23 protein-coding genes are annotated in these 24867 nt (G+C 63.7%); 20 read left to right on the top strand and 3 right to left on the bottom strand.

Annotation, left to right across the window (positions count from 1 at the left end):
- On the bottom strand, positions 1–1068 hold the full coding sequence (gene epmB, locus SADO_RS00505; protein ID WP_353108333.1) for an EF-P beta-lysylation protein EpmB: 1068 nt from the start codon (positions 1066–1068) through the stop codon (positions 1–3).
- Between the two features lie 88 nt (positions 1069–1156).
- Here epmB and efp point away from each other — a divergent pair, with 88 nt between their 5' ends.
- Positions 1157–1729: an elongation factor P gene (gene efp, locus SADO_RS00500; protein WP_353108331.1), complete on the top strand. Its 573-nt coding sequence runs from the start codon at positions 1157–1159 to the stop codon at positions 1727–1729.
- Positions 1730–1744: 15 nt separating this feature from the next.
- Entirely contained in the window at positions 1745–2695 is a 951-nt protein-coding gene (gene epmA / locus SADO_RS00495; RefSeq protein ID WP_353108329.1) for an EF-P lysine aminoacylase EpmA, read from the top strand.
- A 24-nt stretch (positions 2696–2719) separates the two neighbouring features.
- Here the strand turns inward: epmA and asd are convergent, their stop codons facing one another.
- On the bottom strand, positions 2720–3616 hold the full coding sequence (gene asd, locus SADO_RS00490) for an archaetidylserine decarboxylase (protein WP_353108328.1): 897 nt from the start codon (positions 3614–3616) through the stop codon (positions 2720–2722).
- Positions 3617–3806: 190 nt separating this feature from the next.
- Here asd and prmB point away from each other — a divergent pair, with 190 nt between their 5' ends.
- The 3 genes from prmB to SADO_RS00475 all read left to right on the top strand — a co-directional run bounded on the left by prmB (position 3807) and on the right by SADO_RS00475 (position 7436).
- The gene (gene prmB / locus SADO_RS00485; RefSeq protein ID WP_353108327.1) at positions 3807–4742 is read left to right on the top strand and encodes a 50S ribosomal protein L3 N(5)-glutamine methyltransferase; all 936 of its coding nucleotides are present in this window, start codon (positions 3807–3809) and stop codon (positions 4740–4742) included.
- Positions 4743–4748: 6 nt separating this feature from the next.
- Positions 4749–5849, top strand: a complete 1101-nt coding sequence (aroC, locus tag SADO_RS00480) for a chorismate synthase (protein ID WP_353108325.1) — start codon at positions 4749–4751, stop codon at positions 5847–5849.
- An 87-nt stretch (positions 5850–5936) separates the two neighbouring features.
- Positions 5937–7436 carry a nuclear transport factor 2 family protein gene (locus SADO_RS00475; RefSeq protein ID WP_353108323.1) on the top strand — a complete coding sequence of 500 codons (1500 nt, stop codon included), beginning with the start codon at positions 5937–5939 and terminating at the stop codon, positions 7434–7436.
- Positions 7437–7446: 10 nt separating this feature from the next.
- On the opposite strand, the gene SADO_RS00470 is transcribed toward SADO_RS00475, so the two are convergent.
- Entirely contained in the window at positions 7447–8325 is an 879-nt protein-coding gene (locus SADO_RS00470) for a LysR family transcriptional regulator (protein ID WP_353108321.1), read from the bottom strand.
- A 106-nt stretch (positions 8326–8431) separates the two neighbouring features.
- Here SADO_RS00470 and leuC point away from each other — a divergent pair, with 106 nt between their 5' ends.
- The 15 genes from leuC (at position 8432) to purF (ending at position 24851) form a co-directional block, all read left to right on the top strand.
- A complete protein-coding gene (leuC, locus tag SADO_RS00465) occupies positions 8432–9841 on the top strand; it encodes a 3-isopropylmalate dehydratase large subunit (protein WP_353108320.1) in 1410 nt (469 codons plus the stop codon).
- 65 nt (positions 9842–9906) lie between these two features.
- Entirely contained in the window at positions 9907–10614 is a 708-nt protein-coding gene (locus SADO_RS00460; RefSeq protein WP_353108319.1) for a class I SAM-dependent methyltransferase, read from the top strand.
- A gap of 33 nt (positions 10615–10647) precedes the next feature.
- Positions 10648–11292 (top strand): 3-isopropylmalate dehydratase small subunit, encoded by a 645-nt coding sequence (gene leuD / locus SADO_RS00455; RefSeq protein ID WP_353108318.1) that lies wholly within the window; start codon positions 10648–10650, stop codon positions 11290–11292.
- Positions 11293–11336: 44 nt separating this feature from the next.
- On the top strand, positions 11337–12413 hold the full coding sequence (gene leuB, locus SADO_RS00450) for a 3-isopropylmalate dehydrogenase (protein WP_353108317.1): 1077 nt from the start codon (positions 11337–11339) through the stop codon (positions 12411–12413).
- 43 nt (positions 12414–12456) lie between these two features.
- Entirely contained in the window at positions 12457–13482 is a 1026-nt protein-coding gene (locus SADO_RS00445; RefSeq protein ID WP_353108316.1) for an aspartate-semialdehyde dehydrogenase, read from the top strand.
- A gap of 180 nt (positions 13483–13662) precedes the next feature.
- A complete protein-coding gene (locus tag SADO_RS00440) occupies positions 13663–16188 on the top strand; it encodes a motility hub landmark protein FimV (protein ID WP_353108315.1) in 2526 nt (841 codons plus the stop codon).
- Positions 16188–16967, top strand: a complete 780-nt coding sequence (gene truA / locus SADO_RS00435) for a tRNA pseudouridine(38-40) synthase TruA (protein ID WP_353108313.1) — start codon at positions 16188–16190, stop codon at positions 16965–16967. Before SADO_RS00440 ends, truA begins: the two co-directional genes overlap by 1 nt.
- Positions 16968–17011: 44 nt before the next feature.
- Positions 17012–17680 carry a phosphoribosylanthranilate isomerase gene (locus tag SADO_RS00430; protein WP_353108311.1) on the top strand — a complete coding sequence of 223 codons (669 nt, stop codon included), beginning with the start codon at positions 17012–17014 and terminating at the stop codon, positions 17678–17680.
- Between the two features lie 101 nt (positions 17681–17781).
- Positions 17782–19029: a tryptophan synthase subunit beta gene (gene trpB, locus SADO_RS00425; RefSeq protein WP_434547873.1), complete on the top strand. Its 1248-nt coding sequence runs from the start codon at positions 17782–17784 to the stop codon at positions 19027–19029.
- A complete protein-coding gene (trpA, locus tag SADO_RS00420) occupies positions 19026–19862 on the top strand; it encodes a tryptophan synthase subunit alpha (protein ID WP_353108309.1) in 837 nt (278 codons plus the stop codon). Before trpB ends, trpA begins: the two co-directional genes overlap by 4 nt.
- Entirely contained in the window at positions 19859–20770 is a 912-nt protein-coding gene (accD, locus tag SADO_RS00415; RefSeq protein ID WP_353108307.1) for an acetyl-CoA carboxylase, carboxyltransferase subunit beta, read from the top strand. Before trpA ends, accD begins: the two co-directional genes overlap by 4 nt.
- A complete protein-coding gene (folC, locus tag SADO_RS00410; protein ID WP_353108306.1) occupies positions 20767–22023 on the top strand; it encodes a bifunctional tetrahydrofolate synthase/dihydrofolate synthase in 1257 nt (418 codons plus the stop codon). The genes accD and folC overlap by 4 nt, the downstream gene beginning before the upstream one ends.
- 8 nt (positions 22024–22031) lie before the next feature.
- Positions 22032–22718, top strand: coding sequence for an SPOR domain-containing protein (locus SADO_RS00405; RefSeq protein ID WP_353108305.1), 687 nt, complete (start codon positions 22032–22034; stop codon positions 22716–22718).
- 67 nt (positions 22719–22785) lie between these two features.
- Positions 22786–23319, top strand: coding sequence for a CvpA family protein (locus SADO_RS00400; protein ID WP_353108304.1), 534 nt, complete (start codon positions 22786–22788; stop codon positions 23317–23319).
- A gap of 20 nt (positions 23320–23339) precedes the next feature.
- Positions 23340–24851: an amidophosphoribosyltransferase gene (purF, locus tag SADO_RS00395; RefSeq protein ID WP_353108303.1), complete on the top strand. Its 1512-nt coding sequence runs from the start codon at positions 23340–23342 to the stop codon at positions 24849–24851.
- Positions 24852–24867 lie beyond the last annotated feature (16 nt).

Genomic DNA, 24867 nt, shown 5'->3' with positions numbered 1-24867 from the left:
TCATAAGCCCGTCGCCTCGGCGCTATGGCCGAGCACCTGTTTGGCCTGTTCCCCGGCGTTCTCCCGCGCCAGCCGCGGCACGAGATACCCGGGAAGCCGGCCGGCGAGGTCTGTCATCAGCTGCTTTGCCGCCGCTTCGTCGACCTCGAAATGGGCCGTGCCCGCTACGCGATCGAGCATATGCAGATAGTACGGCATCACGCCGATGCTGAAGAGCCGCTCGCTCAGCGCAGCCAGTGTTTCAGCGTCGTCATTCACGCGGCGAAGCAGCACGGCTTGGTTAAGCAGGGTAGCGCCCGCCTCGCGCAGTCGGCCCATGCGCTGTGCCACGGCTTCGTCGAGTTCCTGTGCGTGATTCGCGTGGATGACAATGACGCACTGCTGAGGGCGACCGGCCACCCAGTCCACGAAGGCATCGTCGATACGTTCTGGCAGGACCACTGCGGTACGCGTGTGTATGCGTAGCCGTGTGACGTGCGAAATATCGTCGAGGCCGGCGCCGATCACGGCCAGTCGTTGGTTGCTTAGCGACAAGGGGTCGCCACCGGAAAGAATGACTTCACGAATACTGGTATCGGCCGCGATGTGGTCGAGTGCAGCATGGCCTTGTCGTGCGCCCGCGTGCTGGCTCGCGTAGTCGAAGTGCCGACGAAAGCAGTAGCGACAATGCACGGCACAGGCGCCGGTGGTCACGAGCAGCGCGCGGCCGTGATATTTGTGCAGTACGCCGTCGCCCAGCGCGCTGTCGCTGTCGCCGACTGCGTCGATGTCGAACCCGGGAACGACGTCATTTTCGGCGTCGATCGGCAGGACCTGACGTAGCAGCGGGTCGTCGATATCGCCGCGGCGCATACGCGCCACGTAGCCGCGCGGCACGCGAAGCCCGAATCCGGCGGCGGTCCGACGTGCCGGTTCGCGATAGCGCTCGGGCAGGGCGAGCAGGTCGAAAAGCGTATCCACGTCGGTGATGGCGCCACGCATCGCCTGCTGCCAGCCGCCGTCGCTTTGCGATAGACTGACGCGATCAACGGCTGGTACGCGCATCGACTCGGCAATTGCAGAATGCATGCCACGCAGTGTAGAGCGCTACCCTCGCCGCGCCAACCTTCGCGAATTGCAGTTGCGCGCGATTTCATTCACGCAAAAACAAGCTTCTATGGCCACGTTCAGCACTAACCAGTTCAAGGGCGGACTCAAGATCATCATTGACGGTGATCCGTACAACATCGTCGAGAATGAGTTCGTGAAGCCAGGCAAGGGCCAGGCTTTCAACCGCGTGAAGATGCGCAATCTCAAGACCAATCGTGTCGTCGAGCGGACCTTCAAGTCCGGCGATACCGTTGAAGCGGCCGATGTGTTCAATCTCGACCTGCAGTTTCTCTATCACGACGGAGAGTTCTGGCACTTCATGGAGCCGAACAGCTTCGAGCAGTATCAGGCAGGCGAGGCCGCCGTCGGTGAGTCGGCGAAATGGATCAAGGCCCAGGACATGTGCAGCATAACGCTCTGGAACGGCACGCCGTTGCAGGTCGATGCGCCGAACTTCGTGATCCTCACCGTGACCGAGACGGACCCCGGTGTACGCGGTGATACCTCAGGCGGCGGCGGCAAGCCGGCCACGCTGGAAACCGGTGCAGTGGTGCGCGTACCGCTTTTTATCGAAGAAGGCGAGACGTTGAAGGTAGACACCCGCAAGGGCGAGTACGTCTCGCGCGCCAGCGAAAGCTGATGCATCGAGTGCCCTGTGTCGGCTGAAAACTGGCGGCCCGGGGCGAGCTGGCCCACGCTCGAACGACGCGCGCGTCTGCGCGGCGACCTGCGCGCCTTCATGGCCGAGCGCGGTGTGCTCGAGGTCGATACGCCGCTGATCAGTTCTGCGGCGCCGTCCGAACGCGGGCTGCATACGTTCGTAGTCGAATCGGCAGGGCATCTCGTGCCGTCCCCGGAGCATGCGCTCAAGCGCCTGCTGGCCGCGGGCTCGGGGCCGATCTATCAGCTCGGGCCCGTGTTTCGGGCCGGCGAAGCCGGACGCTGGCATAACCCCGAGTTCTGCATGCTCGAGTGGTACCGCCCGGAAGCGACGGTGACCGACATCATCGACGAAACCGAAGCGCTGATGGGTGCTGTGACCGGTCTGACCTGCGCGCCGCGCCGTCGTTATCGCGACGTATTCGAGGCGGTTACCGGCCTCGATCCGATTACCAGCAACACACCGCAACTTGCCGCGTGGGCAATCCATCAGGATCTCGCGCCGCATACGGTCGAGGACCGCAGCGATCGCGCGTTCTGGCTCGATCTGATCATGAGCCTGGCGGTGCAGCCCTCGCTCGGCCGCGATGCGCCCATCTGCGTGACCGGGTTCCCGGCGGAAGACGCGGTGCTCGTGGAAACCCGCGCCAATGATCCACGTATCGCGGAGCGTTTCGAGTGCTTCTGGCAGGGCGTGGAATTGGCCAACGGCGCCCAGGAGCTCACGGACGTAGCACTCGCCCGTGAGCGCATGGATCGCGAGCACCGTCTGCGCGCCAAGGCAAACGCGCCGGAGACCCCGCGCGATGACCGACTGCTGGCCGCCATGGATGCGGGGCTGCCGCGCTGTGCAGGCGTGGCCCTGGGCGTCGATCGCCTGTTGGCGCTGACGTGCGGGTTCGATGCCCTCGCGCCGGTGCTCGCCTTCGACTGGATGCGGCGCTAGCGCTACAGGCTGCCGAGTCCGTATCTAAGCGCCGCTGCCAAGCCGCGCGATGGATTGCCCGAGCACCAGTTTCTGCCCGTTCTCGATACCGTCTTGCCAAGCCAGGGCGCCAGGGCCGAACAGCAGGATTACGCTCGAGCCGATCGAAAAGCGGCCCATTTCCTCCCCACGTGCGTAATACGCCTGCTCGAGCGCCGTATCGGCAAAGCTCTCGTCACGTGGCGCGGGGCGATGGGGCGGGCAGATCTGGCCGGCCCAGCGGGTATGGATGCCGCCTACGATGAACGCGCCGACCATGACCACGGCCATGGGCCCCACCGCCGTATCGAACAGCGTGACCAGGCGCTCGTTGCGGGCGAACAGACGCGGAATGGCGCGCACGCAGCGCGGATTGACGCCGAAAAGGCGTCCCGGAACGTAGCGCATTTCGCGCACGCAGCCGTCGAGCGGCATGTGAACACGGTGATAATTGTCCGGTGCGAGGTAGAAGGTCGCATAGCGCCCGCCCAGAAAAGCGGCCGACCAGGCTTCGCTGCCCCCCAGCAGGGTGCGTAGGTCGTAGGCCATGCCCTTGGTCTGGCAGATCATGCCCGTGGTGGCGTCTCCGAAAGCGCCGAGCGTGCCGTCCACGGGCGATACAATCTGTTCACGATCGACCGGCATCGGCCGCGCGCCGGGCGCGAGCGCGCGGGTGAAGAACGCGTTGAAACTGGAATAGGCCTTCGGGTCAGGCTGGGCGGCCTCGGCCATGTCGATGCCCGGGTAGAGCCGCATGAACGCGTCGATCAACCGCTGCTTCAGCCAAGGCATGCGCGAGCGCGCCAGAGAATGCGCAGCGCGCGAGATAGCCCGAGTGGGCAGCAGCCAGAGCAGGCCGGCGAACAGGCGGTCAGCAAAGCTGGCCGAGGTGGACGAGGTCATGTGCAGAAGGGGTCGCTCGATAGATGCGCGCAGCGTAGCGCTACGGTGGCGGCACGCAAAGTGCTCAGGTGGTTTATCCTAGCTGCGCCTCGGCCCGCTCTGTGGTCTAGACGCGCGCTGTCAGGCGTGTTTCCAAAGAGCGCCAAGGGCCGGAATTAAATAAAACAATGTCGCCAGACAACGAGCAGGTATGACGGAGAACGAACGCAACGAGATCGTCAGCACGCTCACTCGCGTGCTGGACTATATCCGCTGGGGAGCGTCGCAGTTCGCCGCCGCGGGACTGGCGTTCGGCCACGGCAGCGATAACCCGGTCGACGAGGCCGCGCATCTGGTGCTCGATACGCTGCGTCTCGACCCGAGCATGCCGGATGTCTATCTCGATGCCACGCTCACGCCGGATGAGCGCCGTGCCGTGGTCGCGATCATCGAGCGTCGTATCGATAGTCGCCAACCGGCTGCCTACATAACGCAGAAAGCCTGGTTCGCCGGGCTCGAGTTCTTTGTCGACGAACGAGTGATCGTGCCGCGTTCGCCGATCGCAGAGCTGGTGGAGACCGAGTTCCAGCCTTGGCTCGGCCACCGGGAGCCGCTTTCCGTCCTCGACTTGTGTACGGGCAGCGGGGCTATCGCCATCGCCTGTGCGCTGGCTTTTCCCGAAGCGCGCGTGGTCGCTACCGATGCCAGTCGCGACGCGCTCGACGTTGCCCGTATCAACAGCGACAAGCACGATATCGGCCCGCAGGTGGAGTATGTCGAGGCAGATCTGTTCGACGGGCTGCCTGCCGAACGGTTCGATCTGATCGTTACCAATCCGCCGTACGTCACCCGCGACGAATGGGAAGGCCTGGCGCCGGAATACCTGCATGAGCCGGGTTTCGCCTTCCACGGCAACACCAACGACCTGTCACTGGTCACGCGATTGCTGTTCGATGCCTGCGATTATCTCAGCGAGGACGGACTGCTCGTCCTTGAAGTTGGCTACAGCGCCTTTCTGTTGGAACAGGCCCATCCCGATCTGCCGATAACATGGGTCGAACTGGAACGCGGCGGGCTCGGCGTGGGCGTGCTCGAAGCGGAGGACCTGCGCGCCTGGGTTGCGGCGCAGCTCGAGACCACGGAATAGAAGACTATGGCTGGCAATACCTGGGGCGAACGATTCACGGTCACCACCTTTGGCGAAAGCCATGGGCCGGCGATCGGCTGCATCATCGACGGCTGTCCGCCGGGCATCGAGATCAGCGAGGCGGAATTGCAGGCCGATCTGGATCGGCGTAAGCCCGGCACGTCGCGCTATGTCACTCAGCGCCGCGAGGACGACGCCGCGCGTATCGTCTCCGGCGTGTTCGAAGGCAAGACCACGGGCACGCCGATCAGCCTGATCATCGAGAACACCGACCAACGCTCGCGTGACTATTCCAAGATCAAGGACGTGTTCCGGCCCAACCACGCCGATTACGCCTACCTGCAGAAGTACGGCATCCGCGACTATCGCGGTGGCGGGCGCTCCTCGGCCCGAGAGACGGCAACCCGTGTAGCGGCCGGCGCGGTCGCGCGCAAGGTCCTGGCCGAGCGCTTCGGCGTCCGTATTCAGGGCTATCTCGCGCAGATGGGCCCGCTCACGCTCGGTTGCGACGATCTCGATGCCGCCAACCAGAATCCGTTCTTCTGCGCCGAGCCGGCACGGCTGGAAGAGCTCGAGAACTACATCAACGCGTTGCGCAAGGACGGCGACTCGATCGGCGCGCGTATCAACGTCATCGCCACCGGTGTGCCGCCGGGCTGGGGCGAGCCGGTCTTCGATCGCCTGGATGCGGAAATCGCCAAGGCGCTGATGAGCATCAATGCGGTCAAGGGCGTGGAGATTGGCGACGGCTTTGCGGTGGTCAACCAGCGCGGCTCCGAACATCGCGACGAGATGGCGCCGGAAGGCTTTTCAAGCAACCATTCCGGTGGCATCCAGGGCGGTATATCCAGCGGGCAGACCATTCGCGCGAGCATGGCGCTCAAGCCGACCTCGAGCATCATCATTCCGGGTGACACTATCGACACCCAGGGCAATGCCACGCAGATGCGCACCACCGGGCGGCACGATCCCTGTGTGGGTCTGCGGGCGACACCCATCGCGGAAGCTATGCTCGCACTTACGCTACTCGACCATGCGCTGCGGCATCGCGCGCAGAACGCCGACGTCCAGAACACGCTGTCGCCAATCGCGGCTGAGCGCGACTAGGGCTTTGGCGTTCGTTTGCGTCGCAAGCTGATGACGACACGGCATAATATGATCGGATCAGAACATCGCTCGGGGGATTCAGTTTCGATGACCACCAGAATCAAGACCACGGCCGCCACGGCGCTCATTGTTTCCGCGCTGGCAGGCGGTATCGCACATGCTGATATGCAGAGCGCTCGTCAGGCGCTGGCGCAGAATAATTTTGCGGCTGCCGTCCAGGCGCTCGACGAAGTGCTGGCAGAGTCGCCGAACGACGCGGAGGCGCGTTTCCTAAAGGGGCTGGCGCTGGCACGCAATGGCGATACCGATGGCGCGCTTGATGTGTTCAACGCGCTGGTCGAGAACAACCCCGATATGGCCGAGGGCTGGAACAATCTCGGTGTTTTGCGCGCGCGAAACAACGATCTGGATGGTGCTCAACAGGCGCTGGAAAAGGCGGTCGAGCTCAACTCGGAACACGGGCCTGCACAAGAGAATCTCGGCGATATTTATGTCGCGATGGCCCAGAGTGCCTATAGCCGCGCCGGTGAACTCGAGAGCGACAACGCGATCGCGCGCGCCAAGAGTCAGCAACTGGCCGAGTTCATTGGCGGCGGCATGAATGCCGGCGGCGGTTCCTCGTCGCAGGCGCAGCCCACGCAGCCCACGCCGCCCGCGGTGCCGAACGTCACACGCAACGCCCAGGCCAAGGTGGCAGTCGACACGAGTACGCCGCAGGCGACGCTGCAGACCTGGGCCAAGCTCTGGTCGGCGCAGGACGTCAACGGCTATCTGTCGATGTACGGCGATGCGTTCGTGCCAGGCAACGGCATGAGCCGCTCGCAATGGGCTGCCCAGCGGCGTGACCGTGTCAGTGCGCCCGCGCGTATCGATATCGGTTTGAGCAACACGTCGATCGAGCGGCGCGGTGAACAGGCGCTGGTGTCCTTTACTCAGCGCTATCAGTCCAATACCTACCAGGACGAGGAGCGCAAGGCGCTGCTCCTCGGCGAGACGGCTGACGGCTGGCAGATCCTGCGCGAAGGCGAAGCCGATGACGTCGCGTTCACGGTTGCGAAGCAGGCCACGCCGGCGGAAACCGAGAGCGTCGACAGCCAAATCGTCAGCGAGGCGCCGCCGACGAGTGAGGCACCGCCGCAGGACGAGGCCGATGGGTCGGGCCAGGCGGCAGAAGTGGCGATGGCCGGCGAGTCCACTGAGAGCGCGCCGGCCGGATCAGCGCCTGCCCAGATGCAGGCCGAGAGCGAGGCGCAGGCCCGCCAGTCTGTGGAAAGCGCCTTGCGCGACTGGGCGGCTGCCTGGTCAGAACAGGATATCGGCGGCTATCTGAACGCGTACAGCGACAACTACGAGCCGCGTGGCGGCACCTCGCTGAGCGACTGGGTCCGTAGCCGGCGTCAGTCGCTAGGCGCGCCGGCCTGGATCAAGGTCGAAGTGAGCGACCTGCAGGTCAGCCTGCTTGGTGCGGACCGTGCGCAGGCCAGCTTCAACCAGCACTACCAGTCCAACACCTACGAGGACCGTGAGCGCAAACGCGTCACGCTGGTGCGTGAAGACGGTGGCTGGCGCATCGTGCGCGAAAGCTGAGAACCCGCCGCTACGCCGGCACGCGCGCCTGATCGAGTAACGACAGCAGAGCGCGTGCCGCATTCGACAAGCTGCGGCGCGGATGGCGGATCGCGCCGAGCCGGCGCCGTATGACGAGCTCCGGCAGTTCCAGGCGTACCAGTTCCGGGTGATCCATCGAAGTCGGTAATACCGTCCAGCCGATCCCCACGCCGGCAAGCATGCGCAGGGTTTCCAGGTAATGACTGGTCATGTGCGGTGCGACCTGTACATCGCGTGCGGCGAGCGCCTGCGCAATGATCTGATAGGTATAGCTGTCGACCGGCGGCAGCACGCAGGCGTGGGGCGCGAGATCGGTTGCCACGACCTGATTGCGTTTCGCCAGCTCGTGATCATGGCCGACGAAAACGCTCATCGGGTCTGGCCAGATACAGTCTTCGACCAGCGCCGGGTGCGCGGGCGTCGGTAGAGTAATAACGGCCAGTTCGCGTTCACCGTTGGCGACACTGCGGCAGGCGGCTTCCGAATCCACGAACACGATCTGCGGCTCGACGCCGGGATAGCGCGAGACGAACTCGCGCAACACGCCCGGCATGCGGTGCAGGCCGACATGATGCGACAAGGCCAGTCGTAATACGCCAGCTACCTCGGCGCCCAGGTTATCCAGCGCCCGGCGCCCATCCTGGAGCACTGCCAGAAGTTCACGGGCGTGGGGCAGGTAGGCGCGGCCTGCTTCGGTGAGCGCCACGCCGCGGCCGACGCGGTCGAACAGGGAATGTCCCAACCGCTGTTCGAGGCTCGCGAGGCGCTTGCTGATGGTCGGCTGGCTCAGATGCAGTGCTTCGCTCGCGGCCTGGAACGAGCCGAGATCACAGACAGCGACGAATGCGCGGATCGCATCGGTTTGCATGGCAGACCAATAAATGCCGAATGGTAATTGATTATATCCGAAAGATTCACTTGAGTAATCGACCGCACGGTCTTAATCTGCCGCGATCGAAAGTCAGGAGGCAGTCATGGGTCAGACCCTGTACGAAAAACTCTTCAACGAACATCTGGTGCGCGAAGAAGACGGCAACGCGCTGCTCTATATCGATCGCCATATGGTTCACGAAGTCACATCGCCGCAGGCCTTCGAAGGGCTGGACTTGGCTGGTCGGCCGGTATGGCGCGTGAATGCCAATCTCGCCGTGCCCGACCACAACGTACCCACGATCAACCGCGCCGGCGGCATCGCCGATACCATCTCGCGCGCCCAGGTCGATGCGCTGCTGAAGAACTGCAATACCCACGGTATTCGGTTGTTCGGTCTCGGCGACCCGCGTCAGGGCATCGTGCATATCATCGGCCCGGAGCAGGGAGCGACCCAACCGGGCATGACCATCGTCTGCGGCGATTCGCATACCGCTACCCATGGCGCTTTCGGTGCGCTCGCCTTCGGTATCGGCACGTCCGAGGTCGAGCATGTGCTGGCCACCCAGACCCTGCCGCAGGCGCGCGCCAAGACCATGTTGGTGCGTGTTGACGGCCAGGTCGCGCCGGGCATTTCGGCCAAGGACATCATGTTGGCGATCATCGGCAAGATCGGCACCGCGGGTGGTACCGGTTATGTCATCGAATATGGCGGCGAAGCGGTCCGCGCCCTGTCGATGGAAGGGCGCATGACCATCTGCAACATGTCGATCGAGGCCGGCGCCCGTGCGGGCATGGTCGCGGTCGACGACAACACCATCGACTACATGCGCGGCCGCAACTATGCGCCCAGCGACGAGCATTGGGACACGGCGGAAGCCTATTGGCGCACGCTGGTGTCCGACGACGACGCCGAATACGACACTGTTGTGGTGCTCGACGCGGCCGAGATTGCCCCGCAGGTGACGTGGGGCACGTCGCCGGAGATGGTCGGGCCGGTCAGTGCCCGCGTACCGGCTCTCGCGGACGCGGCGAACGACACCCAGGCCGAGGGTTGGCGCGCGGCGCTGGAATACATGGATCTCACGTCGGGCGTGCCGATCACCGAGATCATGCTCGACAAGATCTTTCTCGGCTCGTGCACCAATGCGCGCATCGAGGATCTGCGCGTCGCCGCCAAATATCTGGAAGGCCGGCATATCGCGCCGAATATCCAGTTGGCAATGGTCGTGCCTGGGTCCGGTCTGGTGAAACAGCAGGCCGAGAAGGAAGGGCTGGACGTGATCTTCAAGGCCGCAGGCTTTGAATGGCGCGATGCGGGCTGTTCCATGTGTCTGGGCATGAACGACGACAACCTGCTGCCCGGCGAGCGCTGTGCCTCGACCTCGAATCGGAATTTCGAGGGCCGCCAGGGCAAGGGTGGGCGTACCCATCTGGTGAGCCCGGCAATGGCCGCCGCGGCCGCGGTCCATGGTCATTTCGTGGATATCCGCGAACTCGACGTCAGTGCGTGATGGGTGCCGCGTCGACAATTGCTGATGACTGGGATGCCGACGGCTATGCGCAGCACGCGCATTTCGTGCCCGAGCTGGCGCGGTCGCTGGTGGATTGGCTAGCGCCGCAGTCCGGCGAACGGATTCTGGACCTGGGCTGCGGCGACGGCGTCCTGAGCCGTGTGATAGCAGAGCACGGCGCGCAGGTGGTCGGGTTCGATCGCAGCCCGGCTTTTGTCGGCGCCATGCGCGAGAACGGCTTCGAGGCCGTGCAGGGCGATGGTCAGACGCTGGATTACGACGGCAAATTCGATGCGGTCTTTTCCAACGCTGCGTTGCACTGGATGCGCGACGACCCCCAGGCGGTCATTGATGGCGTGGCGCGCGCGCTGCGTCCGGGTGGTCGTTTTGTGGCCGAGTTCGGTGCGCACGGCAACGTGGCGCCTGTGCACGACGCCTTGATCGCGGAGGCGCAGGCTCGCGGACGCGATCCATCAGTCCTCGACCCCTGGTTCTTTCCGAAGCCGGAAAACTATATAAAACAACTGGAAAGCGCTGGTTTCGCGATTAGACGTGAGCAGTGTTTCGAGCGGCCGACGCCGCTGCCAGGCGACATGGCCGACTGGCTCTTCACGCTGGCCGGCCCGTTCGTCCAGGCATTCGACGCCGGCGTCGAGCGGGATGCCTACGTCGCCGCAGTGCGCGCACGACTTGAGCCGGATCTTTGCAACGCTCGCGGCGAGTGGACCGTGCCCTATGTCCGGCTGCGTTTCGACGCGCACAAGCCGGTCTGAATCAAACCAACTTTTCGATATCGAGAGCGAATCATGCAGGCATTCACTATTCATGACGGCATCATCGCGCCGCTCGACCGGGCCAATGTCGATACCGACGCCATCATCCCCAAGCAGTTCCTGAAGTCGGTACGGCGCACCGGTTTCGGGCCGCATCTGTTCGACGACTGGCGTTATCTCGATGAAGGCGGGCTCGAAACCGAAATCAGCAGCCGTCGCGAGAATCCCGAGTTCATTTTGAACAACGAGCCTTATCGCGAGGCCAGTATTCTGCTTGCCCGAGAGAACTTTGGCTGTGGGTCTTCACGTGAACACGCGGTATGGGCGCTGGAGGACTTCGGCTTTCGCTGCGTTATCGCCCCGAGCTTTGCCGACATCTTCTACAACAACTGCTTCAAGAACGGCGTGCTACCTGTTGTTCTGGAAGAAAAAGAGATTGAAGAGCTCTTCAGGGCCGCAGGCGACGAGCGTGGTTTGACTGCGCGTGTCGATCTCGTCGAGCAGCGTATCGCGCTGCCAAGCGGGCAGTCCTACACCTTCGATATCGATGCCTACCGGCGCAAGAACATGCTCGACGGACTGGACGATATCGGGCTGACGCTGCAGCATGCCGACGACATCCGGGCGTTCGAGGCGCGCCGCGCAGAGGAAAAGCCGTGGCTTTTCCGTGACCTGTAGGCGCATCTTCAACTGCCCGTCGACTTGATAAGGACACCCAGTTCATGACTGCACGAATTCTTGTGATGCCCGGCGACGGCGTCGGCCCGGAAATCTGCCGCGAGGCAGTCCGGGTTCTCGACACGCTGGCGACCGACCACGGCCTCGACATAATGCTGGAAGAAGCGCTTGTCGGCGGCGCAGCCATCGACGCAACCGGCGATCCGTTGCCGGAATCATCGTTGGAGGCGGCACGTGCCGCAGACGCTGTTCTGTTCGGCGCGATCGGCGGTCCGGCGTGGGATGATCAGCCCCGCGACAAGCGTCCGGAATCGGGTCTGCTTCGGCTTCGCGCCGAGCTGGACCTGTTCGCCAACCTGCGACCCGCGATTCTCTATCCGCAGCTGGCGCACGTATCGGCGCTCAAGCGCGATATCGTGGCCGGTCTCGACATCATGATCGTGCGTGAGCTCACCGGCGGCATCTATTTCGGCAAGCCCTCGGGCATGCACAAGAACGCCAACGGCAAGCGCGAAGCCTTCAACACCATGCGTTACGACGAGGGCGAGATCTCGCGCATTGGCCGTGCCGCCTTCGACATCGCACGTGCCCGCGGCGGCCGTCTGTGCAGCGTCGACAAGGCCAATGTGCTCGACGTCTCGCAGCTCTGGCGCGACGTCATGAACGAGCTCGGCCGCGAGTACGAGGATATCGAGCTGACCCATATGTACGTCGACAATGCGGCCATGCAGCTGGTGCGCGCGCCCAAGCAGTTCGACACCGTTGTCACCAGCAACCTGTTCGGCGATGTGCTCTCCGACGCCGCGGCGATGCTGACCGGCTCCATCGGCATGCTGCCGTCGGCCTCGATGGATGCCAACGGCAAGGGGCTTTACGAGCCCGTACACGGCAGCGCGCCGGACATTGCGGGCCAGGATGTCGCGAATCCGCTGGCAGTGATCCTGTCGGTCGCGATGATGCTGCGTTACACGCTCAAGCGGCCGGATCTGGCCAAGAAGGTCGAGAATGCGGTCGGTTATGCGCTCGATCGCGGTCTGCGTACTCGCGATATCATGGACGACGAGAAACAGATCGCCAGCACCCAGGAGATGGGTGGCGCGATTGTCGATATGCTACGCTAAATCCCGTTATTACTTACTTTCTGGAACCAGATCAGGTATCTAAATGGCCAAGGAATATGATGTTGCCGTCGTAGGCGCCACCGGCGCGGTCGGCGAAACCATGCTCAAGATTCTCGAGCAGCGCGATTTCCCGATCCGCAATATCTATCCGCTAGCCAGCGAACGCTCGGCTGGCAAGAAGATCCAGTTCAAGGGCAAGAACGTCACCATCCAGAATCTCGCCGAGTTCGACTTCTCGCAGGTTCAGATTGGCCTGTTCTCGGCTGGCGGCTCGATCTCCGAAGAGTTCGCGCCCAAAGCCGCGGAAGCAGGCTGTGTCGTCATCGACAACACCTCGCATTTCCGCCAGGCCGAGAACGTGCCGCTGGTGATCCCCGAGGTGAATCCCGAAGCGATCGGCGATTACACCAACCGCGGCATCATCGCGAACCCGAACTGCTCGACCATTCAGATGGTCGTGGCACTCAAGCCGATCCACGATTTCGCCTATATCGAGCGCATCAACGTCGCGACGTATCAGGCGGTTTCGGGTAGCGGGGCATCTGCCATCCGCGAACTGGCCGACCAGAGTGCGCGCCTGCTCAACGGCAAGGAAATCGCGAAGCCGGAAGCCTATCCGAAGCAGATCGCTTTCAATGCCTTGCCGCATATCGATGTCTTTCTAGACAACGGTTATACGAAGGAAGAGATGAAGATGGTCTGGGAGACCCGAAAGATCCTGGGCGATCAGAACATCCGCATCAATCCCACTGCGGCGCGTGTACCCGTATTCTTCGGCCACTCGGAAGCCGTGCATATCGAAACCCGCGACAAGGTTTCTGCTGCCAAGGCAACCGAGCTGTTCCGTGCTGCGCCGGGCGTCACGGTACTGGATACGCGTGAGCCGGGCGGCTATGCGACGCCGGTGACCGACGCCGCAAACAACGATGACGTGTTCGTTTCGCGTATTCGTGAAGATATTTCTCACGAAAACGGTCTGGATTTCTGGGTCGTTGCCGATAACGTACGCAAGGGCGCTGCACTCAATAGCGTGCAGATCGCCGAAAAGCTCATCGAGAAGTACATCTAAAATCAAAATCTAAGGGCGCGGCCGCCACGAGCGAGGGGTCGCGCCGATCTGCATCCCGGCATGTTTCCGGCGTGCAGGTCGGAGCCAGGGGGATACGCAGGCGTCGTGCTCGAATTTAGCTCGTTAATCAGGCGAAGGCTGCGGCGCGCGGCTGTCCTTGTTCTGCTGTGCCAGGCCGGGGTGGCCTCTGCCCTAGGGTTTGGCGCGATCCGCGTCCACTCGGCGCTCAATCAACCGCTCGATGCCACCATCAATCTGGTCGCTCTCAGTCCCGAAGAGAAAGCCGCGCTGGATGTGCGTATGGCCAGCGTCGACATGTTCCAGCGTTTTGGTATCGAACGTTCCGCGCTCGCTGACCGTATTCGAGTGACGACCGCCGATGGTGATTCGGCCAGCCAGGTGCGTGTACGGCTGACCACAGCCAGCCCGGTCCGCGAGCCGTTCCTGCGCTTTCTGATCGAGGCCGATACCGGCGCCGGGCGCGCCCTGCGTGAATACACGGTGTTACTCGATCCGCCCGTGCGGGCGCCCGCGGCACCGGCGACATCGTCGCCGCCCGCGACGAGTCAGGCGGTGCCGCAAACCACCGCACGTACTTCGACCCCGCAGGCCGCGCCTCCGGCCTCGCCGCGCGCGACGCCGTCTTCGTCGGCTGTCGATCCCACGGCCGACGAGTATGGGCCGGTTCAGTCCGGCGAGACGCTGTCACGCATTGCCAACCGCGTGCGCCGGACGAATACCACGCTGGCGCAAATGCAGGTGGCGATCTATCGCAACAATCCGCAAGCGTTCAGTGACAACATGAACGTGCTGCTGCGCGGCGCCATGCTTGCGATTCCCCCGGCCGAGCGCATTCGTGCAATCGACTCGGCTGCGGCGCGCGCCGCCGTACGCGAACAGCGCCAGCAGGCGGCAACACAGATTGTGGCAGATGCCCAGAACGCGGAAAGCCGCACGCTCGCGAATGCCAGCGCGCCACCCGCCACGACCGATGCACGCCTACGTCTCGAAGCGCCGCGCGTCATAGGTGGTGATGGCTCTGGCGGCGGTGTCGTGGGCACGGCCGGATTTGGTCGCCTACTGGTTCCCGACTTCCCAGCGAAGACACAGGCGGACGGCGCAAACGCCGATGGCGAAGCAAGCGATGTCGCTTCGGCAGAGAACGAGGACACTTCTGCGACTGGCGGCGCGACGGTCGCAGAGCCGATAGCCGGGGCCGATGGCGTGACTGACGCCGACCCGATGGTGTCCAGCGGCAACGGCGACGCGGCCACCCGTGACGTGGCGGATCTCTCCGCGAACACCGGTGCCGAGCCGCAGATCGCTGAGCCCGATACGGAGACCGACTCGACGGTCGAGTTCGAGACTCCCGAGGCTGCAGCCGATACGGCAAATACCACGGATGGCGTCGCCGCATCTGACGATGCTTCGTCGTCGATGATTGAACCCGCCGTGCCCGCGGCGGACTCGGACGAGGCTTACCAGCCGTTGCCCAGCGAAAACCAGGATGTCGCCTATACCGGCGACGCGAGTGGTTTGCTGCAGCCGCGCAACCTGCTTCTTCTAGGGGCCGGTTTGCTGCTCTTGGTAGCGTTGCTGATCTGGAATCGCCGGCGCCAGTACAAGCCGGTGCCGTTGAATTTTGAGGCAGAGAACGAGCCGGCGCACGGCGCGCCGGTCGACTCCGAAGAATTCTTGGCTCCGGTCTATACTGATGCCGCGTCCGAGCCGCTTCCCGGCGACGAAGCCCTAGCGCCAGCACTGCGCGTGCAGGAAGCGGATCGACAGATAAAGCTGGGCTTATTTGATGACGCGCGCGCTGGGCTTGAAGAAGGGCTGCGCGTTTATCCCAGCGATATCGCGCTCCAGGATAAGCGGCTCGAACTCGATTATGTCGCGGGTGACAGTGAGTCGTTTTCACAGAATGTTGCGCGATTCGGCGAGCCGTTGCGTGAGAGCGGCGTACGCTGGGCCGGTGTTGCCACCATGGGTCGCGTGTTGCTGCCGCAAGATCCGCGCTTCAGCTTTGGTACTCGCCGTACCGACGAAACGCCGGCGCCCATCGACGGACCGGCCTCCGACAGCGGGTCACCGGATTCTGCGGAGTCGATCATTGCCCAGTTCGAGTCCGGGCTCGAGGACAAGCAGTCGACTGATGACACGGTCGCTCTCGCCGGAGATTACGACGCCGACCGTTTCTTCTCGCTGGAAGAGGACGAACCGGAAACCAGCGACGCCCCATCACGAGATACGCTGGAAGGCTGGGATCTCCCAGAGGGCACGTTAGACGATAAGCCGAAGGGGTCGCGGGACCCCGGCGCCGATGACCTCGGCGGCGACGGCGGTTTCGAATGGCAGGACCAGGCGATCGATACCGGCGGCGAGCGCGAGCGCGAGCACGATCGCGGCGAGGACCCGGGTATGGCGTTCGATCTCGACACGTCTTCAGCGGATATCCAGGACGAATCGGACAAGCCATCGCACATCGAGCCGATCGACACGAGCGAGTTCGATCTCGGCGACGACAGTGAGCCCAAGGGCGAAGGCGAGGATTCGGCCGATCCGGTCGAAGTGCGGCTCGATCTCGCGCGCATGTACATCGAGATGGAAGACTACTCCGCCGCGCGCGAGCTGCTCGAGGAAGCCATCAACGACGGTAGCGACGAGCAGCGCGCAACCGCACAAGAGTTGTTGAACAGCCTGTAGTGCGCTGGGCAGCGTGTGTCGAGTACGACGGCTCGGGCTATCACGGCTGGCAGAGTCAGCCTCATGCCTCGAGCGTGCAGGATACGCTCGAAGCGGCCTTGGCCCGTCTCGCGAACCGACCCGTGCGCACGATATGCAGCGGCCGTACGGACACGGGCGTTCATGCCCAGGGCCAGATCGTGCATTTCGATACCGACGCAGAACGTAGTGAACGCGCGTGGTTGCTGGGTACCAATCGGTATCTGCCGGACGATGTTGCCCTGCAATGGGTGATTCCGGTGCCCGAGACCTTTCATGCGCGTTTTGGCGCGATTGCGCGCGAATACCGCTACTGGATTCTCGATCGCACGGCGCCTAGCGCGCTATGGCGAAATCGCGCGTTCCATTCGCATAACCGGCTCGATGCCGAAGCCATGCACGCGGCGGCCCAGCATTTAGTGGGGCGCCACGATTTCAGTGCATTTCGAGCAGCCGCCTGTCAGGCGAAGACGCCCTGGCGTGAAGTCAGTCGCTGCGATGTGTCGCGGCGAGGCGACTGGCTGCGCCTAGACGTGCATGCGAACGCGTTTTTGCATCACATGGTTCGCAATATCGTGGGCACCTTGTTGCCGGTCGGCCGTGGGCAAAACGATGGGAACTGGGTCGCTGAGCTGCTTGCCGGTGGCGATCGGCGGCGTGCGGGCATGACCGCGCCGGCCCAGGGGCTTTCGCTCCGGCGTGTGCACTACGGCCCGGATTTCGAGCTGCCGCCCCCGGCGCTGGATGACGACGGCTGGTAAACTGACGCATTGGCTAAAGAGTCGAGCGGCGAGCGCGACGGCAGATGAAACGAGTACGGGTCAAGATCTGCGGAATTACACGGACCGAAGATGCGGCAGCGGCTGTAGACGCGGGCGCGGACGCGATCGGGCTGGTCTTTCACCCGGATAGCTCGCGGGCTGTTTCCATGGCGACCGCGCGACGCATCAGCGAAGAACTGCCCCCATTCGTGGCCCGTGTCGCGCTTTTCCTCGAGCCTGCTGCTGCCGATGTGCAAGCCGTGCTCGATGAGCTGCGCCCCGATGCCCTGCAATTTCATGGTCGCGAAACCGCGGAGTTCTGCCGTCGTTTTGCATGGCCCTACATGAAGGCCGTGCCTATGGGCGAGGAGGCGATCGACCTCGCTGCCTGGGCCGACCATTACCACGACGCCCAAGGGCTTTTGCTTGATGCGAACCGAGCCGGCGCGGCGGGTGGCAGCGGCAAGACCTTCGACTGGAACAGTCAGGCTCAGCTTCCGAACATGCCGACCATCGTCGCGGGCGGGTTGAACCCGGGGAACGTCGCTGCAGCCATAGAGCACTTTGCGCCGTATGCAGTGGATGTCAGCAGCGGTGTGGAGAGCGCGCCCGGCATCAAGGACGCGCAGCAGATCCGCGATTTCATGAGCGCTGTGGATCAGGCGCGCCCGGGCAGTCGCAGGAACGGCGCCGACCGCGCCGCCGAAGGATAGAGACAGCCGCGCCCGGTACGCGGTTACAAGACAGCGAAAGACAGAATCATCGATCGAAGTCCGGCAATGGGGCCGGCCGATCGGCCAGAGGTTCAATAGACATGGCGAATACAGACGCGCAATCCATCGATACATCGGCGCCGCTCGCTCAGGCCTGGCGGAATATGCCGGACGCGCGTGGACATTTCGGGCCCTACGGTGGTCGCTTCGTGGCGGAAACGCTCATGGCGCCACTCGAAGAGCTGGCCCAGGCGTACGAGTCGGCCCGCAACGACCCGGCTTTCATGCAAGCGCTGGATGCCGATCTGGCCGATTACGTCGGTCGGCCCACGCCGATTTATCACGCCGAGCGCCTGTCGAAGAAGGCGGGCGGCGCGCAGATCTGGTTCAAGCGCGAGGACCTGAATCACACCGGCGCGCACAAGATCAACAACACCATCGGCCAGGCATTGCTCGCCGAGCGCATGGGCAAGAAGCGCATCATCGCCGAGACGGGCGCCGGCCAGCACGGCGTGGCTTCGGCCACGGTCGCGGCGCGTCTCGGCATGGAATGCGTTGTCTATATGGGCAGCGAGGACATGCGCCGCCAGGCGACCAACGTCTACCGCATGCGCCTGCTGGGTGCGGAAGTGCGCCCGGTGGATTCGGGCTCGAAGACGCTCAAGGATGCGCTCAACGAAGCGCTGCGCGACTGGGTCGCGAATGTGGACGACACGTTCTACATCATCGGCACGGTGGCCGGGCCGCACCCGTACCCGGCGATGGTGCGCGATTTCCAGGCCGTAATCGGCCGCGAATCGCGCCGCCAGATGCTGGAACGCTGCAATCGACTGCCCGATGCGATCGTCGCCTGTGTGGGCGGCGGCTCGAACGCCATCGGTCTGTTCCACCCGTTTCTCGATGACGAGGATGTCGAGATCTACGGCGTGGAAGCCGGCGGCGACGGCGTCTCAACGGGGCGCCACGCCGCACCGCTGTCGGCCGGGCGTTCCGGCGTGCTGCACGGCAATCGCACCTACATCATGCAGGACGAAAACGGCCAGATCAGCGCCACCCATTCGGTTTCCGCCGGCCTCGATTATCCGGGCGTGGGGCCTGAGCATTCCTGGCTCAAGGATATCGGCCGGGCCCACTATGTGGATGTCGGCGATGCCGACGCGCTTGCGGCTTTCCACGAATGCACGCGTATCGAAGGCATCATGCCGGCGCTCGAGTCGGCCCATGCCGTGGCCTATGCGCAGAAGCTTGCGGCAACGATGCAACCGGATCAGATCGTGCTGGTGAACATGTCCGGTCGTGGCGACAAGGATATGTCGAGCGTTGCCGAGGCCGCAGGAGAAACGCTATGAGCCGGCTGGATAACCGTTTTCAAGCCTTGCGTGAGCAGGGACGTACCGCGCTCATCCCGTATATCACCGCGGGTGACCCCGCGCCTGACGCCACGGTCGGGTTCATGCACGCGCTGGTCGAGGCCGGTGCGGACGTGCTCGAAGTCGGCGTGCCGTTCTCCGACCCGATGGCGGATGGCCCGGTCATCCAGGGTGCATGTGAGCGTGCACTGGCGGCCGGGACGAGTCTGTCGCGTGTGCTCGACATGATTGCCGATTTTCGCGAAAAAGACGGCGATACGCCCGTGGTGCTGATGGGCTATCTCAACCCCATCGATCGGCTCGGGCTGGAAGCGTTTGCTTCGCGCGCACAGCAGGCCGGGGTCGACGGCGTGTTGATCGTCGACATGACCGCGGAAGAAGCGCCGGAAGTCACGCCGACGCTGCAGGCCGCGAATCTCGACCCGGTCTGCCTGATTGCGCCGACCACCGGCGACGAACGCATCGAGCGAATCTGTGCGAACGCGGGCGGGTTCATCTACTACGTATCCTTCAAGGGCGTGACCGGCTCGGCCAGTCTGGACGTGTCCTCGCTCGCGCAGGCGATCGAACGCATTCGCGCCAAGAGCGCGCTGCCCGTGGCTGTCGGCTTCGGCGTGAGCACCGCGGCCAACGCCGCCGATGTGGCGCAGGTCGCGGACGCAGTGGTGGTCGGCAGCGCGCTCGTGCGCCAGATCGCCGAACACGGCGCTGATCGATCTGCCACGGAGAACGCGTTACGCGATACGCTGTCGGCCATGCGTCACGCAATGGACGAACAGGACAACCGAAAAGGGGAGGCACGCCGCGCATGAGCTGGCTCGAAAAATTGATGCCGTCGCAGATGCGCAACGATTCCGCGGCGAAGAAGAGCAATGTCCCACAGGGACTCTGGACCAAGTGCAGCAATTGCGGTGCGGTCCTTTACAGCGCCGAGATGGAACGTTCGCTTGAGGTCTGCCCGAAGTGCAACGCTCATCAGCGTTTGCGTGCGCGCAAGCGTCTCGACTTGTTTCTCGATCCGGAGAACCGCGAAGAGCTGGCGCTCGGTATCGAGCCGCGCGATCCGCTCAAATTCCGGGACAGCAAGAAGTACCGTGACCGGCTGAGCCAGGCACAGAAGGACTCGGGCGAGCGCGAAGCCGCGCTTGCGATGGCCGGAACGCTCAAGCAGATGCCGATTGTTGCCGGTGCCCTGGATTTTCGTTTCATGGGCGGCTCGATGGGCAGCGTGGTCGGCGAGACCTTCGTGCGTGGCGTGGATGCCGCCCTCGAGCGCGGTTGCCCGTTCGTATTTTTCTCTGCGAGTGGCGGCGCGCGCATGCAGGAAGGCCTGTTCTCGCTGCTGCAGATGGGCAAGACGAGTGCCGCACTCACGCGCCTGGCCGATCACGGCCTGCCGTTTGTTTCGGTGCTTACCCATCCGACGATGGGCGGCGTCGCGGCAAGCTACGCCATGCTCGGTGATATCAACGTCGCCGAGCCCGAAGCACTGATCGGCTTCGCCGGCCCGCGCGTGATCGAGCAGACCGTGAAGCAGACGTTGCCGGAAGGCTTCCAGCGCAGCGAATTCCTGCTCGAGCACGGCGCGATCGACATGATCGTCGAACGCAAGCATCTGCGTGATCGTATTCATCAGGTGGTTTCGGTGTTCATGCATCAGGAAGCTGCGCCGGAGACACCGGCCGAAGAAGCGGCGGCGACTCCGACCGAAGAGGCGTGACGGCGGCGCCGCCGCTCAACGGCAGCGTCGACGACTGGCTGGCGTGGCAGCTCACCCTGCACGCCACCGAGATGGATCTCGGTCTCGAGCGTGTCGGTCGCGTGGCCGACACGCTTGGCGTGCGCGATCTGGCAGCACGCTGTGTCGTCATTGCCGGCACCAACGGTAAGGGCAGCTGTGCGGCGCTGATCGAGAGCATGCTGCGCGAGCAGGGCCGTGTTGGCACCTACACCTCGCCCCATCTATGGCGCTACAACGAGCGCTTTCGCATCGATGCCGAGCCTGTCTCGGACGCCGCGCTTTGTGACGCCTTCTGCGCCATCGAAGCGGCGCGTGGCGACACGTCACTGACGTTTTTCGAATACGGCACACTCGCCGCGCTCTGGCTGTTCGTGCAGGCGGGCGTGGACTATGCCGTGCTCGAGGTCGGTCTGGGCGGGCGGCTCGACGCGGTCAATATTGTCGATGCCGACGTGGCTCTGATTACTAATATCGGGCTCGATCATGTCGACTGGCTTGGCCCGGATCGCGAGAGTATTGGCTATGAGAAGGCCGGCGTGATGCGCGCGCAGCAGCCCGCGTTCTGTTGCGATCGCGATCGCCCGCGCGTGATCGATGCCCACGCGAAAAGCCTCGGTGCAAAGCTTGGATGTATCGGTGAAGCCTTTGACATCACGCAAACCAATGGCCGCTGGCGTTTCGTCTGCGGTGAAAAGACCATCGAGTGTGACGAGCCGCCCGGCGTGATAACCGACAATCTGGCGGGCGCGCTGGTCAGCGTTCAGGCGATGACTGGCGCGTGGCCGACGACGGCTACGATCGACAAGGCCTGTCGCGAGCAGGCGGCCCTGATTGGTCGGCGCGAGCGTGTCGACGACATACTGCCGATCATCTACGATGTCGGCCATAACGCCGAAGCTGTCGCCATGCTCGTGTGCGATCTGGTCAACGAACCCACGACAGGCTCTACTCACGTCGTACTCGGCATGCTGGCCGACAAACCGGTAGAGGCTGTGATCTCGAACCTTGAAAAAGTGGCCGATCGGTTCTATTTCGCGAGTCTGGACGGTATCGGTACACGTGGGCTGATGGCCGAAGTTCTGGCGCGCCGTAGCGAGATAGACGCGCCGTGTTTCGATCACCCCCGCGCGGCGCTCGAGGCGGCCCTCGATGCAGGCGAGGCCGGTGACCGTGTTGTGGTCTGTGGTTCCTTTCTCACCGTGGCCCACGCCCGGAGGCAATCCCCGTCATGAAGGACGTGATGAAAAAACGAGTCGTAGGCGCCGTGGTCCTGGTGATCATCGGTATTGCGTTGCCGCTGATGCTGGCGCGCTGCATGCAAGGCGGTGACGGCGATTCGGAATCGATGCGGGTCTACGAGGTATCGCCCGACGGCCAGGCACGCCCGGCATCGGACGAGGCGCGCCGTCGCGAAGACGACTCCCTGGAAGTCGATGGATCGAGTGGCGTTCGGGATGAGCGCGAGAGCGCGCCAGAACCAGAAGCAGAGCAGGCGCCGGAGCTGCCGGAAGCCGTATCGCCCTCGAGCGAGCCGGATCCCGAACCGGAGCGTGAGCCAAGCCCCGCGCCGGAGCCGGAACCCGCGCCTGAACCGCGCAACGAGCCTACGCCTGAGCCCGAATCCGCGCCAGAGCCGGCTGCATCCACTCCCGAGCCGTCCACTAACAGCGCGAGCCTGCGCCAGAACGCAAGCTTCAGCGGTGGTTACGTCGTACAGGTGGCGAGCTTTGGCGATGAAGCCAACGCTGAACGTCTGGCGCAGGAGCTCAACAGCGAATTCAAGGCGTTCTATCGCGCGGGCGACGTCAACGGCAAGACCTACTACCGGGTGCGCGTCGGCCCGTTCGAGAACGAGGAAAGCGCCAATGCGGCCGCTTCGCAGCTACGTAGCAGCGGTCGCGCGACCCTGGTTCGGCGCGCGGAATGACACCAGGCCGTCGGTGCCGCCGACGGTTTGCTAGAATTGGTGCGTCCGGCCGGCGCGAGCGAGTGCAATGATCTGGGTCGATTTAGCCATAGTTGCGGTGATCGCGCTGTCTGCGGTCATCGGCTTCTTTCGTGGGTTCCTGCGCGAAGCCATCGGTCTCGCGACCTGGGTGCTCGCGTTTTATCTGGCGTTTCTGTTCGCCGATGCTGGCGCCATCTTTCTCGAACGCTGGATTTCAGTCGCCTCGGCGCGGCTGGCGGTGGCGTTCGGCGTGATCTTCATCACCGTCCTCGTTCTCGGCGGCATCCTCAATTACATCATCGGGCGGCTGGTCAATCAGACCGGTTTCGCCGGCACGGATCGGGCCATCGGCGGCCTGTTTGGCGTGCTGCGCGGCATAGCCGTGCTCGTCGTGCTTGTGCTGCTGGCGGGCGTGACGCCCGTGCCACGCGACGACTGGTGGCAGCAATCGATCTTCATCGGTCACCTGCAGGACGGCGCAGTCTGGGTCCGCGGCTATCTGCCACCTGATCTGGCGGGCGCGGTGACCTATCCGGACGTGTCCGATACGCCGTCCTCGCCCAAGACGTCTTCTACTTAAACTCCTCTTCGGATCCCCTTATGTGCGGCATTGTTGGCATTGTTTCCCAGACCCCGGTTAACCAGGAAATATACGACGCACTCACGGTGCTGCAGCACCGCGGTCAGGATGCGGCCGGCATCGTCACCACGGGCGGCGGCAAGATGTTCCTGCGCAAGGACAACGGGCTCGTGCGTGATGTGTTCCGTACCGACCACATGCTGCGCCTGCAGGGTAATGCCGGGGTCGGGCACGTGCGCTACCCGACGGCCGGCGTCGAAACCAGTGCCGAGGCACAGCCGTTCTATGTGAACACGCCTTACGGCATCTGCCTGTCCCACAACGGCAATCTCACCAATGCGGACCAGCTCAAGGAAGAGCTGTTTCGTTCCGACCGTCGTCATCTGAACACCGACTCGGATTCCGAAATCCTGCTCAACGTGTTCGCCCACGAACTGATGCGCAGCGAGCGCCTCGAGCTCAGTCCCGGCGATATCTTCGAGGCGGTCACGGCGCTGCATCGGCGTTGCAGCGGCGGTTATGCCGCCACCGCGCTGATCACGGGCTATGGCCTGATCGGTTTCCGCGACCCGAACGGCATTCGTCCGGTCGTCTACGGCAAGCGCGAAACCGAGACTGGCACCGATTACATGATCGCCTCGGAATCGGTCGCACTCGACGCGCTCGGTTACGAGCTGATCGACGACATCAATCCCGGCGAATGCGTGGTCATCACGCTCGACGGCCAGATCCACGTACAGCAGTGCGCGGACAAGCCCAGCTATGCGCCGTGCATCTTCGAGTATGTCTATCTTTCCCGCCCCGATTCGGTGATCGATGACGTCTATGTCTACAAGGCGCGTCTGCGTATGGGCACCTATCTCGCCGAGAAGATCCAGCGCGAATGGCCCGATCACGACATCGACGTGGTGATCCCGATTCCGTCGACCAGCCGTACCGCGGCGGTCGAACTGGCCAGCCAGCTCGACGTAAAGTACCGCGAAGGCTTCATCAAGAACCGCTATATCGGGCGCACCTTCATCATGCCCGGCCAGGAACAGCGGGCGAAGTCGGTACGCCAGAAGCTCAACCCGATTGATCTCGAGTTCGCCGACAAGAACGTGCTGCTGGTGGACGATTCCATCGTGCGGGGCACCACCTCGCGCCAGATCATCGAAATGGCTCGCGAGGCCGGCGCACGCAAGGTCTACTTCGCCTCGGCCGCGCCGCCCGTGCGCTACCCGAACGTCTACGGCATCGACATGCCGAGCGCGACCGAACTCGTGGCGCATGGCCATAGCGAGGAAGAGATCGCCGATATTATCGGTGCCGACAAGCTGATCTATCAGGACATGGAAGACCTCGTGCGTTCGGTGGCGGCCGGCAATGCCGATCTCGACAAGTTCGAGGATTCGGTCTTCTCCGGCGAATACGTCACTGCGGATATCAGCGCGTCCTACCTGGAACAGCTCGAGCTGTTCCGTGCCGATGCCGCACGCGAAGAGCGCCGCCGCAAGGACAACGCGGTGCTCGAGCTGCATAACGACGGCTGAAGCCCATCGCGTGACG

This window comes from Salinisphaera dokdonensis CL-ES53, from assembly GCF_040361215.1.
GTDB lineage: Bacteria > Pseudomonadota > Gammaproteobacteria > Nevskiales > Salinisphaeraceae > Salinisphaera > Salinisphaera dokdonensis.
The sequence above is the reverse complement of the archived record's forward strand: the minus strand, read 5'-3'. Positions and strand labels throughout refer to the sequence as shown.